Source organism: Serratia sp. LSHTC3, from assembly GCF_057197125.1.
This window is the reverse complement of the sequence record NZ_JBXUNP010000001.1, coordinates 1-15,978: the sequence shown is the minus strand read 5'-3', so window position 1 is coordinate 15,978 and position 15,978 is coordinate 1. Positions and strand designations below refer to the sequence as shown.

Sequence of the window (15,978 nt, the reverse complement as noted above, 5' to 3'; positions counted from 1 at the left end):
CATGACCCCAAAAAACGCCCATCCGGGCCTCAGCCCGGCGCTGACCGTGCTGATCGCCATCGCCACCGGCCTGGCGGTCGCCAGCAACTATTACGCGCAACCGCTGCTGGAAACCATCGCCACCAGTTTCAACCTGTCGGTCAACCAGGCCGGCTTTATCGTCACCGCCGCGCAGCTCGGTTACGCCACCGGCCTGCTGCTGCTGGTGCCGCTCGGCGACATGTTCGAGCGCCGCGGGCTGATCGTTTTCATGACGCTGCTGGCCGCCGGGGGCATGCTGATCACCGCCACCTCCGCCACGCTGCCGATGATGATCCTCGGCACCGCGCTCACCGGGCTGTTCTCGGTAGTGGCGCAGATCCTGGTGCCGCTGGCCGCCACGCTGGCCCACCCGGAAAAGCGCGGCAAGACCGTCGGCATCATCATGAGCGGCCTGCTGCTCGGCATCCTGCTGGCGCGCACCGTCGCGGGCGCACTGGCGTCGTTCGGCGGCTGGCGCACCATCTACTGGGCCGCCAGCGTGCTGATGATCCTGATGGCGCTGATCCTGTGGCGCGCGCTGCCGCGCTATAAGCAACACTCCGGGCTGAACTACCCGCAGCTGCTGGCCTCGATCTTCAGCCTGTTCTGCCGCACGCCGCTGCTGCGCACCCGCGCCATCCTCGGCGCCCTGTCGTTCGCCAACTTCAGCGTGCTCTGGACCTCAATGGCCTTTTTGCTCGCCGCGCCGCCGTTCAACTATTCCGAGGGGGTGATTGGGCTGTTCGGCCTGGTGGGCGCCGCCGGCGCGCTGGCGGCTTCGCGCGCCGGGCATCTGGCGGACAAAGGCAAGGCCGGGCTGACCACCACCGTCGGCCTGGCGTTGCTGCTGCTGTCCTGGATCCCTATCGCGTTCGCCAAACAATCGCTGTGGGCGCTGATCGCCGGCATCCTGATCCTCGATCTGGCGGTGCAGGCGGTACACGTCACCAACCAGAGCGTGATGTACCGCATCATGCCGGACGCGCGCAACCGCCTGACCGCCGGCTACATGACCAGCTACTTTATCGGCGGCGCGCTCGGTTCGCTGCTCTCCGCCTCGGCCTATCAACATGCCGGTTGGTACGGCGTGGCCGCCGCCGGCGGGGTGTTATGCCTGCTCAACCTGCTGACCTGGTGGCTCGGCAAGCACCACGATCCGCAGGGGCCGGCAGTAATCTGATTATCGTGCAAATAGTCACTAAAGAAATTTATTAGCGGTGCAGGGTATAAACATTACTTACTCTCTGGTAATGTTCTGGGCATAAACTATTGAAGTCCTATCTACCCTGCGATCCACAACCATGCAAAGCCAAGCTGCAGACAGCCTCAATCCGCCCGCCGTCAGCGCCACCTTCGCCAACGGCGTCGTCGACAGTTTGCCGATCGTCATCGGGTATGTCCCGGTGGCGTTCGCCTTCGGCCTCAGCGCCGTCAAACTGGGTTTTTCCCCGCTGGAAAGCATTTTCTTCTCCTGCATCATCTACGCCGGCGCCAGCCAGTTCGTGATCACCGCCCTGCTGAGCGCCGGGATGTCGCTGTGGGTCTCCGCATTGACGGTGATGGCGATGGACGTGCGCCACCTGCTGTACGGCCCGGCGCTGCGTCACCGCATCGTCTCGCGCATGTCGCCCGGCAAAACGGCGATATGGGCCTTTGGCCTGACCGATGAGGTCTTCGCCGCCGCCACCGCCAGGCTGATGCGCAATAACCGCAGCTGGAGCGAAAACTGGATGCTGGGCATCGCGCTCTGTTCCTGGCTCTCCTGGGTGGCCGGCACCGCGCTCGGCGCGCTGTTCGGCAACGGCCCGCTGGAGCAGTTCCCGGTGATCGAGGCCTCACTGGCCTTCATGCTGCCGGCGCTGTTTCTCAGTTTCCTGCTGGCCGCCTTCCGCCGCCCGCAGAGCCTGACTATCGCCGCCGCGCTGGCCGGCGCGCTGCTCGGCGTGGTGCTGTTCTCCATTCCGGTCGCCATTTTGGCCGGCATCGGCGCCGGCTGCATTGCCGCCCTGTTCCAGCCAGCTCCGGCGGAGGCCAGCCATGAACACTGATGTGCTGGTGATCGGCCTGGTGGTGGGCTGCGCCAATTACCTGTTCCGTTATCTGCCGCTGCGGCTGGCGCCGGCGCGCGCCCAGCCCGGCCTCAAACGCGGTAAAGCCGCCCTGTTGCTCGACAGCATCGGCATCGCCTCGATCTGCGCCCTGTTGGTGGTCTCCAGCACGCCGGTGGTGATGCGCGAACCGGACAAGCTGCTGCCGACGTTGGTGGGGTTCGCCGCGCTGGCACTGTGCTTCTACCGCAGCAAAAGCATCATTCTGTCGACGCTGCTCGGCGCAACGGCCTTTGGCGTCACATTAAAACTGTTAATGCTTTTCGGTGCAGGCTGACGCCGCTCCCGATCGTTTGGCTTCACACTGGCGTTTTCAGGCGCCACATCTTTACAAACACTGACAAATGACACGAATTGCTAAATTATCCGCACGGCTGAACATTTACATTATTTGTCACCGTCGTTACTATCTCGAACGAAATTAATGAGGCCCTAAATTATGGAAAGCTCGTTTGCCCCCATAGAACAAATGCTGAATTTCCGCGCCACGCGGCAGAAAGATTTCCCTTATCAGGAAATCCTGCTGACCCGCCTGTGCATGCACATGCAAGGCAAGCTGCTGGAAAACCGCAATAAGATGCTGAAAGCGCAGGGGATTAACGAAACACTGTTTATGGCGCTGATTACCCTGGATGCGCAGGAAAGCCACAGCATCCAACCTTCTGAGCTAAGCTCTGCCCTGGGCTCCTCGCGCACCAATGCAACCCGCATCGCCGACGAGCTGGAGAAGCGCGGCTGGATCGAACGCCGGGAAAGCGACAACGATCGCCGCTGCCTGCATCTGCATCTGACGCCGCAGGGGGAAGAATTTCTCAGTCAACTGCTGCCGCCGCAGCACCAATGTCTGCATTTCCTGTGGTCCACGCTGACCGACGATGAGCAAAAACAGCTGGAACAGCTGACGCGCAAATTGCTGGCACGTCTGGATCAAATGGAAATCACAGAACAGTTACCCTAATTCACAATTTCTGTTCAGGTACCTACTTATGCGATCCCCATTTCACTGGAGATTCACCCCGCTGTTCGCCGTGTTGCTGCTGGCCGGGTGTGCTTCGACCGATAATATTGCCCCGCAATCCACGCTGATGGATCCGCAGAGCCTGCAGTTGGCTCAGCCGAAAGTCAGTTCGCTGGCCGTCAGCCCGCAGTGGTGGCGCGCCCTCAAGGATCCGCAGCTGGACGCCTTGATGACGCAGACGCTGCAAAGTTCGCCGACCCTGCGTCAGGCCGCCGCCCGCGTGCGCGAAGCGCAGAGCGTGGTAGGCGAAGCCAGCGCCGCCAACGGGCCGAACCTGGATCTGAACGCCAGCACCCAGCGCCAGCGCGTGCCGCAGAACGTCAATATGGGGCTGGGGTATCCGCATAAGCCGATCTATTCAAGCTCCAACTCGCTGGGGTTGAACCTGGCGTACGAGTTCGACTGGTGGGGCAAATACCGCAACCAGGTGAACGCCGCCAAGGCGCAAGTGAACGCAGCGCGCGCCGAGCAGGAACAGGCGGCGTTGACGCTGACCAGCTCGGTGGCGTCCGCCTACTACCAGCTGCAGAGCAATCTGGCGCTCGAGAAGCTGCTGCAGCAGGAAGTGAACAACAACGAGCGCCTGACCGCGCTGCGCCAACAGCGCTATCAGGCCGGCCTGACCGGCGTCGACGTGCCGCAACAAACCCAGGCGCAGTCCGACGTCGCCAAACAGCAAATTCTGCAGCTGCAGTCGCAAATCGAACAGCTCAGACACCAGCTCGCCGCGCTGGCGGGCCAGGGGCCGAACGCCATGCAGCACCTGCGTCAGGTGCCTTTGCCCGCAGACAACCTGATGGCGCCGCAGGGCGAGCTGACGGCGGATCTGCTGGGCAAACGCCCGGACATCGCCGCGCAACGCCAGCTGGTGGAGTCTTACAGCCAGCGCGTCAGCGCCGCGCGTAAAGAGTTTTACCCCAGCCTGACCATTTCAGCCTTCGCCGGCCTGATGACCACCAATACCAGTGGCACCAGCCCGAATCTGTTTGAAGCGGCCAGCCAGGCCTGGAACGTGATGCCGGCGATCTCGCTGCCGATCTTCCACGCCGGGGCCCTGCGCAGCAAGCTGGGCGAGGAATCCGCGCTGTATGACGAAGCGGTGGAATCCTACAACCAAACCATCCTGAATGCGGTACAGGAAACCGCCGACGCCATCACCATCCAGCAGAGTTCTGCGCAGCAGCAACTGCAGGCGGCGTCCGCGGCCCAGTCGATGCAACAGGTGTATCAGGTCGCCAACGCCCGTTACCAGGCAGGGATTATCGGGCGCGACGATCTGTTGACCAGCCAGACGCAGCTATTGCAGCAGCAACAGGCGGAGTTGAATGCCAGCAGCAATTTACTGCAGGCGAAGATAGGACTGATCCGCGCGTTGGGCGGTGGCTATCAGGCCCCGGCCGCAGCGGATTCGAAAGCATAATAATATAAGGCTTGGAGAACACCATGAGCGCAAGCGCGGAAACCCAAAACCCGCAGCAGCCGAGCGGCAAAAAGAAGCAGCGCAAATTTTGGCTGCTGTTGCTGACGGTTATTTTCATTGTTATAGGGGTGGCTTATTTAGTGTATTGGTTCCTGGTGCTGCGTCATCACCAGGAAACCGACGACGCCTACGTCTCCGGCAACCAGGTGCAGATCATGGCCCAGGTGTCCGGCAGCGTGAACAGCGTCAACTTCGACAACACCGACTACGTCAAGCAGGGCGACGTGCTGCTGACGCTCGATCCGACCGATGCCGAGCAGGCGTTTGAACGCGCCAAGACCGGCCTGGCCAACAGCGTGCGTCAGACCCACCAGCTGATCATCAACAGCAAGCAGTATCAGGCCAACATCGCCCTGCGCAAGACCGATCTGAGCAAGGCCGAGAACGATCTGAAACGCCGCGTGGTGCTGGGCAGCGTTGACGCCATCGGCCGCGAAGAGCTGCAACACGCTCGCGATGCGGTCGACAGCGCCAAAGCCGCGCTGGAAGTGGCGGTACAGCAATACAACGCCAACCAGGCGATGGTGCTGAACACCCCGCTGGAACAGCAGCCGGCGATCCAACAGGCCGCCGCGCAGATGCGCGACGCCTGGCTGGCGCTGCAGCGTACCAAAGTGATCAGCCCGATTACCGGCTATGTCTCGCGCCGCAGCGTGCAGGTCGGCGCGCAGATCGCCGCCGGTTCGCCGCTGATGGCGGTAGTGCCGGCCGATCACATCTGGGTTGACGCCAACTTCAAGGAAACGCAGATCGCCAATATGCGCATCGGCCAGCCGGCGACGGTGGTCAGCGACGTCTACGGCGACGACGTGGTGTATCAGGGCAAAGTGGCCGGTATCGACATGGGCACCGGCAGCGCCTTCTCGCTGCTGCCGGCGCAAAACGCCACCGGCAACTGGATCAAGGTGGTGCAACGCCTGCCGGTGCGTATTGAGCTCGACGCCAAGCAGGTGGCCGATCATCCGCTGCGCATCGGTCTTTCGACGCTGGTGACCGTCGACACCGCCAATTTGGACGGCCGCGTGCTGGCCGACGTGGTGCGCGACAAACCGCTGTATCAGAGCGACGCGCTGGCGTTGAATCTGGCGCCGGTTAACCAGCTGATCGCCGACGTGATCCATGCGAACGCCGGCTAAGCGCGCGGGAGGCCATCTTGCCACAGAAACCGCTTGAAGGTGCCCAGCTTGCCTGGATGACGGTCGCGCTCGCCATGGCGACCTTCATGCAGGTGCTGGACTCCACCATCGCCAACGTGGCGATCCCCACCATTTCCGGTAACCTCGGGTCTTCCAACTCGCAGGGCACCTGGGTGATCACCTCGTTCGGCGTGGCGAACGCCATCTCGATTCCGATCACCGGCTGGCTGGCGAAGCGTTTCGGCGAAGTGCGGCTGTTCCTTTGGTCCACCGCGCTGTTCGCCATCGCCTCCTGGCTGTGCGGCATCTCCAACAGCCTTGGCATGCTGATCTTCTTCCGCGTGATCCAGGGCGTGGTGGCCGGGCCGCTGATCCCGCTGTCGCAGAGTTTGTTGTTGAACAACTACCCGCCCGCCAAGCGAGCGATGGCCCTGGCGCTGTGGTCGATGACCGTTATCGTCGCGCCAATCTTCGGGCCGATCCTCGGCGGCTACATCAGCGACAACTACCATTGGGGCTGGATCTTCTTCATCAACATCCCGATCGGCGTCTTCGTGATCGTGGCGGCGATGGCGACGTTGAAGGGGCGGGAAACCAAAACCGAGATCAAACCGATCGACACCGTCGGCCTGGTATTGCTGATCGTCGGCATCGGTTCTCTGCAGATCATGCTCGATCAGGGCAAGGAGCTGGACTGGTTCAACTCGACCGAGATCATCACGCTCACCGTCGTGGCGGTGGTGGCGCTGCTGTTCCTGGTGGTGTGGGAGCTGACGGACGACCATCCGGTGGTGGATCTGTCGCTGTTCAAGTCGCGCAACTTCACCATCGGCTGCCTGTGCATCAGTCTGGCGTACATGCTGTACTTCGGCGCCATCGTGCTGCTGCCGCAGCTGTTGCAAGAGGTGTACGGCTATACCGCCACCTGGGCGGGGCTGGCGTCGGCGCCGGTCGGGCTGATCCCAGTGTTGCTGTCGCCGATCATCGGCAAGTTCGGCAACCGGCTCGACATGCGCCGGCTGGTGACCTTCAGCTTCATCATGTATGCCGTGTGCTTCTACTGGCGCGCCTATACGTTTGAACCGGGCATGGACTTCGGCGCATCCGCCTGGCCACAGTTCGTTCAGGGCTTCGCCATCGCCTGCTTCTTCATGCCGTTGACCACCATCACGCTGTCCGGCCTACCGCCGGAACGCATGGCGGCGGCATCGAGCCTGTCGAACTTCACGCGAACGCTGGCGGGCTCGATCGGTACCTCGATCACCACCACCCTGTGGACGCAGCGCGAATCGCAGCACCATTCGCAACTGACGGAGTTCGTCAACCCGTACAACCCGCAGTCGCAGGAGATGTACCGGCAACTGGAGCAGCTCGGCATGAGCAAGCAGCAGGCGTCGGCGTATATCGCCAACGAGATCACCGCGCAGGGCCTGATCATCTCCGCCAACGAGATATTCTGGCTGTCGGCCGGGGTGTTCCTGGTGTTGCTGGTGCTGGTGTGGGTGGCGAAACCGCCATTCAGCTCCGGCGGCGGCGGGGGCGGCGGCGCTCACTAAGCTTCAATAAACGAAACGGGCGCCCTGGGGCGCCCGTTTTTTTATCCGACGTAGAAAATTACGCCTGATTCTGACGCCACCAGTCCGCCAGCAGAATGCCGGTCGCCACGGAAACGTTCAGGCTTTCCACCTTGCCGGTGCCGCCGATGGACACGTTCATATCGCCCTGCTGCCAGGCGCTGTCGCTCAGACCGTCGCGTTCCTGGCCCAGCACCAGCACCATCTTGGCCGGCAGCTTGGCCTGCGCCAGCGCGGTGCCTTTGTGGCTGGAGGTGGTGACGATGGTGTAACCCGCCTTGCGGAAGGTATCCAGCACCGACAGGAAATCATCGGCGTTGATCGCCTTGATGTGCTCCGCGCCGCCTTCTGCGGTGCGCACCGCCGCGCCGGATTCCAGCAGCGCCGGATCCTGCAGCAGCACGCCGTTGACGCCGAAGTGGGCGCAAGAACGAACGATGGCGCCCAGGTTATGCGGGTTGCCCACTTCTTCCAGCGCCAATACGCAGTCGGTCGCCGGCGCGCTTTTCAGGTAGGTCTGCGCATCCAGGCCCTGACGCTTTTTGATCAGGAAGCAGACGCCGCCGTGGTGCTCGGTGCCGGAAGCCTTGGCCAGTTCTTCTTCATCCACCACGTGGTAAGCTTTGCGGTTAGCCGCCATCCAGCGCAGCGCTTCGCGGAAGCGCGGGGTGACCGACTGCACGAACCAGGCGCGCACGATCGCTTCCGGACGGCTGGCGAACAGCGCCTGACAGGCGTTTTCACCGTAAACGCGGGTTTCTTCCGCGCGCTGGCGGCGCAGCTGCTCAGGATCGATAAAGCTTTTGCCGCTGATGCCGCCATGATCGAACGCCGGCTCTTCATTCGGCGCGCGCGAGACGGTTCTCCACGGCGACTCATTGCCACCGCGATCTTCAGAGCGCGCCGGACGGCGAGGACGATCGCTTTCACTGCGGCGGGAGTCGGCGCCGCGGCGATCGTTGCCGCCGCGCGCCTTGTCTTGACCGGTGCGGCCCGATCGCGCACCGTCAGCCGGGCGGCCTTTGCCGGCCGGACGTTTATTCTTGTTACGGTCGTCGCCGTTGTCGTCGTCACTGCGGACGTACATCACTTTGACTTTACCGTTCTTGCCACTAAATGAATCGTTCATTGTCTTCTCCACCAACGCGCAGGGCGCGAAGATTACCTGATGTTGGTGCACGAAGCCACCAACTTGCGCTAAAAGCTCCCAACTATCACATCCATTGAACAAACCTCATTGTTCACGCGCCGGGTTTTGCCGATAATTGTCAGCATTAAAGAAACATCTCCGCAACCGCGTTGCGGGGACCATGCTTTCTCTGTACCCGAGGTCAACATGAATACAGTTTGTGCAGCTTGCAATGCCACCAACCGCGTGCCGGAAGAACGTCTGGCGGACAATGCGAAATGCGGCCGCTGCGGCCATGAGCTCTTCGACGGTGAAGTGATCAACGCCACCGCCGCCACGCTGGACCAGTTGCTGCAGGACGATCTGCCGGTCGTGGTCGATTTCTGGGCGCCGTGGTGCGGCCCGTGCCGCAGCTTTGCGCCGATCTTTGAAGACGTGGCCGAAGAGCGCGCCGGCAAAGTGCGCTTCGTGAAAGTGAACACCGAAGCCGAGCCGGAGCTGAGCGCCCGTTTCCGCATCCGCAGCATCCCGACCATCATGGTGTTCCGTCAGGGCAAGATGGTCGACATGCTCAACGGCGCGATGCCGAAAGCGCCGTTTGACAACTGGCTCAACGAGTTAGTGTGATTCGGCAAGTATAGGCCGTATCCCGCCATTGCGCGCGAACGCCCCCGATCGAGCCCGCCCCTCCCGGCGGGCTTTTTTCTGCGTTACAATAGCGGTTTTTCCCCAGGATCGTTATGACCGACAACGCCGTACTTCGCCTGCGCCAATTCCGTTTAGACCGCGCCACCCGCCCTTTTTTGGCGCGCGGTTGCCGGGTGGCGCGTTGTCAGGGTTGCCTGCTGCCGCATAAAAACTGCCTGTGCGACACCATTCGCCCACAGCAGGCCGGCAGCCGTTTCTGCCTGATCATGTTCGGCGCCGAGCCGCTCAAGCCCAGCAACACCGGCCGCCTGATCGCCGATATCCTGCCGGACACCCAGGCGTTCCTCTGGTCGCGCACCGAGGTCGATCCCGCCCTGCTGGCGGCCATCAACGATCCGACACGGCAGCCTTATGTGGTGTTCCCCGCGTCCTACGCCGACGCCGAACGGCCGGTGTTCAGCGCGCTGCCCGTCGGCGGCAAACCGCCGCTGTTCATCATGCTGGACGGTACCTGGGCGGAGGCGCGCAAAATGTTCCGTAAAAGCCCGTATCTCAATCAATTCCCGGTGTTTTCCCTCAACGTCGACGCCGCATCGGACTACCAGCTGCGCGAAGCCAGCCGCGCCGAGCAACACTGCACGGCGGAAGTGGCCGCCGCCCTGCTGCAACAGGCGGGCGATCTGCCGGCCGCCGAAGGGTTGAATCAGCATTTTCGCTATTTCCGTCAACAGTATCTGGCGGGAAAACCGACCCGGCCGGAGGCACCGGTCACAGCAATGCAGCCATAAAGCGCCTAAAATCAGGCGTAACGTTGCCAAAAGGAGCCGTGCATGAGCCAGCGAGGGTTAGAAGCGCTACTACGTCCCAAATCGATCGCCGTGCTGGGCGCTTCGCAGCAGCCGGGCCGCGCCGGCAACCTGATGATGAGCAACCTGCTGGCCGGCGGTTTCGGCGGCCCCATCCTGCCGGTGACGCCGCGCTACAAGGCGGTATGCGGCGTCATGGCCTATCCCGACGTCGCCAGCCTGCCGCTGACGCCGGATCTGGCGATCATCTGCACCCACGCCAAGCGTAATCTGGCGCTGCTCGACGCGCTGGGGCAGCGCGGCTGTAAAACCGCCATCGTGCTCTCTTCACCGCCAGAACAGTTCGCCGAGCTGAAAGCCTGCGCGCAGCGCTACGCCATGCGGCTGCTGGGCCCCAACAGTCTGGGACTGCTGGCGCCGTGGCAGGGCATTAACGCCAGCTTCTCGCCGGTGCCGATCCAAAAAGGCAAGCTGGCGTTTATCTCGCAGTCCGCCGCCGTCGCCAACACCATTCTCGACTGGGCGCAGCAGCGCGAAGTCGGCTTCTCCTATTTCATTGCGCTGGGCGACAGCCTGGATATCGACGTCGACGATCTACTCGACTTTTTGGCGCGCGACGGCAAGACCAGCGCCATCCTGCTGTATCTGGAAAACATCAGCGACGCACGGCGCTTTCTCTCTGCCTCGCGCAGCGCCTCACGCAATAAGCCCATTCTGGTGATCAAAAGCGGCCGCAGCCAACAGGCGCAATTACTGCTCAACAGCCAGCAAGGGCTGGACGCCGCCTATGACGCCGCCATCCAGCGCGCCGGCCTGCTGCGCGTGCAGGATACCCATGAGCTGTTCTCAGCGGTGGAAACCCTCAGCCATATGCATCCGCTGCGCGGCGAACGGCTGATGATCGTCAGCAACGGGGCGGCGCCGGCGGCGATGGCGCTGGACGAGCTGCTCGGGCGCAACGGCAAGCTGGCGACGCTGAGCGAGGAGAGCCTGGCGAAGCTGAGCGATGCGCTGCCGGATTTCATTCGCGCCGGCAACCCGCTCGATCTGCGCGACGACGCCACGCCGCAGCGCTACCTGGCGGCTATTGAAGCGCTGCTCGACAGCCACGACTATGACGCGCTGCTGCTGATCCATGCGCCGAGCGCGGCGGCGCCGGGCACCGCCACGGCGCAGCGGCTGATCGACGCGCTGCACCGCCATGCGCGCGGCAAACGCATCACCTTGCTGACCAACTGGTGCGGCGAATACTCTTCTCAAGAGGCGCGCCGGCTGTTTACCGAGGCCGCCATTCCCACCTACCGCACGCCGGAAGGCGCTGTGACCGCTTTTATGCATATGGTGGAATACCGCCGCAACCAAAAGCAGCTGAAAGAGACGCCGGCGCTGCCGGTCGGCCTGACCGCCAATACCGCCGACGCCCACCGCCTGATCCATCAGGCGCTGGCCGAAGGCGCCACCCAGCTGGATACCCACGAGGTGCAATCCATTCTGCAGGCTTATGACCTGAGCACCCTGCCGACCTGGATCGCCGAAGACAGCGCCGAAGCGGTGCACATTGCCGAGCAGATCGGCTACCCGGTGGCGCTGAAGCTGCGCTCGCCGGATATCCCGCACAAGTCGGAAGTTCAGGGCGTGATGCTTTACCTGCGCACCGCGACCGAAGTGCAACGCGCGGCGGAGGCGATCCTCGACCGCGTGAAGCGTACCTATCCTCAGGCGCGTATCCACGGCCTGTTGGTGCAGAGCATGGCCAACCGCGCCGGCGCCCAGGAGCTGCGCATCGCCGTGGAGCAGGATGCCATTTTCGGCCCGCTGATCATGCTGGGCGAAGGCGGCGTAGAGTGGCGCCAGGAAAATCAGGTGGCGGTCGCGCTGCCGCCGTTGAATATGGCGCTGGCGCGTTATCTGGTGCTGCAGGCGGTGAAAGGCGGCAAGATCCGCGGGCGCAGCGCACTGCGGCCTTTAGATATCCCCGGGCTAAGCCGCTTGCTGGTGCAGGTTTCCAACCTGATCCTTGACTGCCCTGAGATCGCCCGGCTGGATATTCACCCGGTGCTGGCTTCCGGCAGCGAATTCACCCTGCTGGACGTTTCGATGCAGCTCGCGCCGTTCAGCGGCGATCCGCAGGCGCGGCTGGCGATCCGCCCTTATCCGCATGAGCTGGAAGAGACCATCGCGTTGAAAGACGGCAGCCAGTGCCTGTTCCGCCCGATCCTGCCGGAAGACGAACCGGCGCTGAAGCATTTCATCGACCGGGTGACCAAGGAAGATCTCTATTATCGCTACTTCAGCGAGATCAATGAGTTTACCCATGACGATTTGGCCAACATGACGCAGATCGACTACGATCGAGAAATGGCCTTTGTGGCGGTGCGCGCAGAAGAGATCATCGGCGTGACCCGCGCGCTGTCCGATCCGGACAACACCGACGCCGAATTCGCCGTGCTGGTGCGTTCCGACCTGAAAGGCCTGGGCCTGGGGCGTCAATTGCTGGAGAAAATGATCGCCTATGCGCGCGCTCATGGCCTGACCCGTCTGAGCGGCATCACCATGCCGAATAACCGCGGCATGATCGCACTGGCTCAGCGGCTGGGCTTTGGCATTGAGGTGCAGCTTGAGGACGGCATCGTCAATCTGACGCTGCCGCTGCAGGCTGACGACGCGCAGTGACCTGCGTCGCAATGCGCTACGAATCCACCACTTAACGCCAAAACATACGCACAATCGGGGCAACTAATGGTATTATCGCCCGATTATTCGGTTTATTGTTTTTATGCCTGTGGCGTTCTGGCCATCAATCATGAGAGAAGAAACGCACTGTGATGTTGTCAAAATTTAAACGTAGCAAACATCAACAACACCTTGCACAACTGCCCAAACTCCCCCAGACGGTTGCTGATGTTCGTACGTTGTACGCGCCGTCCGATTTTCGCACCACGCTGCTGGACGCCATCGCCAACGCCACCCAACGCATCTATCTGGTGGCCCTGTATCTGGAGCATGACGACGCCGGGCGCGAGATCCTCAATGCGTTGTATCAAGCCAAACAGCGGCGGCCCGAGCTGGAAATCTGCGTACTGGTCGACTGGCACCGCGCACAGCGTGGGCGCATCGGCGCCGCCGCCGCCAATACCAACGCCGACTGGTACTGCGCCATGGCCAGCCAACATCCGGAACAGTCGGTACCGATCTACGGCGTGCCGGTCAATACCCGCGAAGCGCTGGGCGTATTGCATCTGAAGGGCTTTGTGGTCGACGATACCGTGATCTACAGCGGCGCCAGCATTAACGACGTTTATCTGCATCAGCATGAGAAATACCGTTACGATCGCTACCAGCTGATCACCAACGGCGTGCTGGCCGATACCCTGATCGATTACATCAAGCAGCATCTGCTCACTGCCGGCGCCGTACAACGCCTGGATCGCAGCGATCGGCCGAAAAGCCCGGAGATCAAAAACGAGACCCGTCTGTTCCGTTTCGCCCTGCGCCGCGCCGGTTATCACTTCCGCGGCAAAGCCGGCAACGATGAGCTGGCGGTGACGCCGATGGTTGGGCTAGGCAAACAAAGCGTGCTGAATAAAACCATTCATCACTTGATGTCGTGCGCCGACCAGAAACTGACGCTCTGTACCCCCTACTTCAACCTGCCGGCGCTGCTGGTGCGCAACATCATTTATCTGCTGCGACAGGGTAAGCAGGTGGAAATCATCGTCGGCGATAAAACCGCCAACGACTTCTATATTCCTGAAGACCAGCCGTTCAAAATCATCGGCGCGCTACCCTACCTGTATGAGATCAACCTGCGCCGCTTCCTGAGCCGCTTGCAGCGTTACATCGACACCGGCCAACTGATCGTGCGGCTGTGGAAGGATGGCGATAACAGCTATCACCTGAAAGGCATGTGGGTAGACGAAGAGTGGCAGCTGATTACCGGCAATAACCTCAACCCGCGCGCCTGGCGGCTGGATCTGGAAAACGCCATTCTGATCCACGATCCCAAGCAAGAGCTGCGCGAGCAACGGCAGAAAGAGCTGGAATGCATCCGCACCCACACCACCGTGGTCGGCCACTATCAGGAGCTGCAAAGCATTCAGCAGTACCCGATCAAGGTGCGCAAGCTGATTCGCCGTCTGCGCCGCATCCGCATCGATCGGCTGATTAGCCGTATCCTGTAAGCGGTATGCTGACCCCGGCCAAGGCCGGGGTTTTTATTACAGCTGTATCTCCTTGCCTTTGCGATGCAGTCGGAGTGAAACCAGCAACGCCAGCAGGCACATGCCGGAGACATACCAGAAGAAAGCGTTCTCCACGCCAAACGATTTAAGCGACAGCGCGACATATTCCGCCGAGCCGCCGAACATGGCGTTCGCCACCGCATAAGACAAGCCCACCCCTAACGCGCGCACCTCCGGCGGGAACATTTCGGCTTTAAGCAGCCCGCTGATCGCGGTGTAAAAACTGATGATGAACAGCGCCAGCACGATCAGGCCAAACGCCATAAAGGGGTTGGTCACCTCTTTCAGAGCGAACAGGATCGGCACCGTCAACACCGTGGCGAAGGCTGAGAAGATCAGCATCGAGCTGCGACGGCCGATTTTGTCCGAAAACGCGCCTACCGCTGGCTGCAGCAGCATAAAGACGAACAGCGCGACGGTCATGATGGCGCTGGCCAGCTTGGCGTCCATACCGGCGGTGTTCACCAGGTATTTCTGCATGTAGGTGGTGAAGGTGTAAAAGGTCAGTGAACCGGCGGCGGTAAAGCCCAGCACCATCAGGAACGCCTTGCGATTTTTCCACAGCCCCGTCAGCGAACCGGCATCCTCGTGGTTACGCGTCTTCGCATCGGAGGTTTCATTCAGCGAACGGCGCAGGTACAGCGCGACTATCGCCAACACGGCCCCCAGGGCAAACGGAATGCGCCATCCCCAGGCTTTCAGCTCTTCAGCGGGCAATATCTGCTGCAGGATCACCAGGACCAGCAACGCCAACAGTTGCCCGCCGATCAGCGTGACATACTGAAACGAGGCGTAGAAGCCACGCCGCCCCTTGATCGCCACCTCGCTCATGTAGGTGGCGCTGGTGCCATACTCGCCGCCCACCGACAACCCCTGGAACAGGCGGGCGATCAGCAGCAACGCTGGCGCCCAGCTGCCGATCGATTCATACGTCGGCAGGCAGGCGATCACCAGCGATCCGGCGCACATCATGCAGACTGAAAGCAGCATGGAGTTTTTTCTGCCATGCTTGTCGGCAATATAGCCGAACAGCCAGCCGCCGATCGGCCGCATAAAGAAGCCGGCGGCGAATACCCCGGCGGTTTGCAACAGCTGCGTGGTGCTGTTGCCCGCCGGAAAGAACGAGGCGGCAAAGTAAATGGAACAGAAGGAATAAACGTAAAAATCAAACCACTCCACCAGATTGCCTGATGAAGCTCCGACGATAGCGAAAATGCGTTTCTTGTTATCCAGCGCCCCCTGTTCGACGCCGTGCTCATCCCCAAGAGCCGAGGTTGTTTCTGTCATGATATTTTCTCCGAGCCATAGCAATGATGAAATTCGGCTTCCTGCCGCCCTGGTTGTTACTTTATTGTTATTTATAAGTTAACAGCCAAACTTAATAGCGGACGAAGAATATCTGACATTCAGAGAAACAATGCGTTGGTTTTGTGATGAATATTAAACAGTACGATGAAAGCTGAAGCGGATTACAACGGGGATTTTCCATTTTTCCCATAGCAAAAAGCCCTGAACGTCAGTTCAGGGCTTTCGGCTTTATTTGATGCCTGGCAGTGTCCTACTCTCGCATGGGGAGACCCCACACTACCATCGGCGCTACGGCGTTTCACTTCTGAGTTCGGCATGGGGTCAGGTGGGACCACCGCGCTATTGCCGCCAGGCAAATTCGTTTTATTCCAACCGCTTCACTCTCGTGCCGCCATCAGAACCAATCTCGGAACTTCGCTGAAAATCTCTCTAAAAACACCTTCGGTGTTGTAAGGTTAAGCCTCACGGATCATTAGTACTGGTTAGCTCAATGCATCGCTGCACTTACA

Annotated in this window: 13 protein-coding genes and 1 rRNA gene; 11 read left to right on the top strand and 3 right to left on the bottom strand. The window is 61.3% G+C overall.

What is annotated here, in order from left to right:
* Position 1 precedes the first annotated feature (1 nt).
* From AC2CGI_RS00070 to emrB, 7 genes are all read left to right on the top strand, one after another.
* Entirely contained in the window at positions 2-1,201 is a 1,200-nt protein-coding gene (locus AC2CGI_RS00070) for an MFS transporter (RefSeq protein ID WP_076741037.1), read from the top strand.
* Between the two features lie 121 nt (positions 1,202-1,322).
* Positions 1,323-2,069 carry an AzlC family ABC transporter permease gene (locus tag AC2CGI_RS00065; RefSeq protein ID WP_004928884.1) on the top strand — a complete coding sequence of 249 codons (747 nt, stop codon included), beginning with the start codon at positions 1,323-1,325 and terminating at the stop codon, positions 2,067-2,069.
* Positions 2,059-2,406 carry an L-valine transporter subunit YgaH gene (gene ygaH / locus AC2CGI_RS00060; RefSeq protein ID WP_015378874.1) on the top strand — a complete coding sequence of 116 codons (348 nt, stop codon included), beginning with the start codon at positions 2,059-2,061 and terminating at the stop codon, positions 2,404-2,406. The genes AC2CGI_RS00065 and ygaH overlap by 11 nt, the downstream gene beginning before the upstream one ends.
* A 162-nt stretch (positions 2,407-2,568) precedes the next feature.
* Positions 2,569-3,087 carry a transcriptional repressor MprA gene (gene mprA / locus AC2CGI_RS00055; protein WP_004928879.1) on the top strand — a complete coding sequence of 173 codons (519 nt, stop codon included), beginning with the start codon at positions 2,569-2,571 and terminating at the stop codon, positions 3,085-3,087.
* A 28-nt stretch (positions 3,088-3,115) separates the two neighbouring features.
* Positions 3,116-4,567, top strand: a complete 1,452-nt coding sequence (locus tag AC2CGI_RS00050; RefSeq protein ID WP_004928878.1) for an efflux transporter outer membrane subunit — start codon at positions 3,116-3,118, stop codon at positions 4,565-4,567.
* 23 nt (positions 4,568-4,590) lie between these two features.
* Complete coding sequence (gene emrA, locus AC2CGI_RS00045; protein ID WP_015378875.1) at positions 4,591-5,763, top strand: multidrug efflux MFS transporter periplasmic adaptor subunit EmrA; 1,173 nt, start codon at positions 4,591-4,593, stop codon at positions 5,761-5,763.
* Between the two features lie 14 nt (positions 5,764-5,777).
* Positions 5,778-7,319 carry a multidrug efflux MFS transporter permease subunit EmrB gene (gene emrB / locus AC2CGI_RS00040; RefSeq protein WP_161800767.1) on the top strand — a complete coding sequence of 514 codons (1,542 nt, stop codon included), beginning with the start codon at positions 5,778-5,780 and terminating at the stop codon, positions 7,317-7,319.
* Between the two features lie 58 nt (positions 7,320-7,377).
* On the opposite strand, the gene AC2CGI_RS00035 is transcribed toward emrB, so the two are convergent.
* Positions 7,378-8,466 (bottom strand): tRNA/rRNA methyltransferase, encoded by a 1,089-nt coding sequence (locus tag AC2CGI_RS00035; RefSeq protein WP_015378876.1) that lies wholly within the window; start codon positions 8,464-8,466, stop codon positions 7,378-7,380.
* A gap of 207 nt (positions 8,467-8,673) precedes the next feature.
* Here AC2CGI_RS00035 and trxC point away from each other — a divergent pair, with 207 nt between their 5' ends.
* The 4 genes from trxC (at position 8,674) to pssA (ending at position 14,101) form a co-directional block, all read left to right on the top strand.
* Positions 8,674-9,093, top strand: a complete 420-nt coding sequence (trxC, locus tag AC2CGI_RS00030) for a thioredoxin TrxC (RefSeq protein WP_004928868.1) — start codon at positions 8,674-8,676, stop codon at positions 9,091-9,093.
* 113 nt (positions 9,094-9,206) lie between these two features.
* The gene (locus AC2CGI_RS00025; protein ID WP_049187045.1) at positions 9,207-9,902 is read left to right on the top strand and encodes a tRNA-uridine aminocarboxypropyltransferase; all 696 of its coding nucleotides are present in this window, start codon (positions 9,207-9,209) and stop codon (positions 9,900-9,902) included.
* Positions 9,903-9,944: 42 nt separating this feature from the next.
* Positions 9,945-12,593 (top strand): bifunctional acetate--CoA ligase family protein/GNAT family N-acetyltransferase, encoded by a 2,649-nt coding sequence (locus AC2CGI_RS00020; RefSeq protein ID WP_076741036.1) that lies wholly within the window; start codon positions 9,945-9,947, stop codon positions 12,591-12,593.
* A 152-nt stretch (positions 12,594-12,745) separates the two neighbouring features.
* The gene (gene pssA, locus AC2CGI_RS00015; RefSeq protein WP_076741035.1) at positions 12,746-14,101 is read left to right on the top strand and encodes a CDP-diacylglycerol--serine O-phosphatidyltransferase; all 1,356 of its coding nucleotides are present in this window, start codon (positions 12,746-12,748) and stop codon (positions 14,099-14,101) included.
* A gap of 36 nt (positions 14,102-14,137) precedes the next feature.
* Here pssA and AC2CGI_RS00010 read toward each other — a convergent pair whose 3' ends face one another.
* Both AC2CGI_RS00010 and rrf read right to left on the bottom strand, forming a co-directional pair.
* Positions 14,138-15,448 (bottom strand): MFS family transporter, encoded by a 1,311-nt coding sequence (locus tag AC2CGI_RS00010; RefSeq protein WP_076741034.1) that lies wholly within the window; start codon positions 15,446-15,448, stop codon positions 14,138-14,140.
* 258 nt (positions 15,449-15,706) lie between these two features.
* Positions 15,707-15,822 (bottom strand): 5S ribosomal RNA (rrf, locus tag AC2CGI_RS00005).
* Positions 15,823-15,978: the final 156 nt, after the last annotated feature.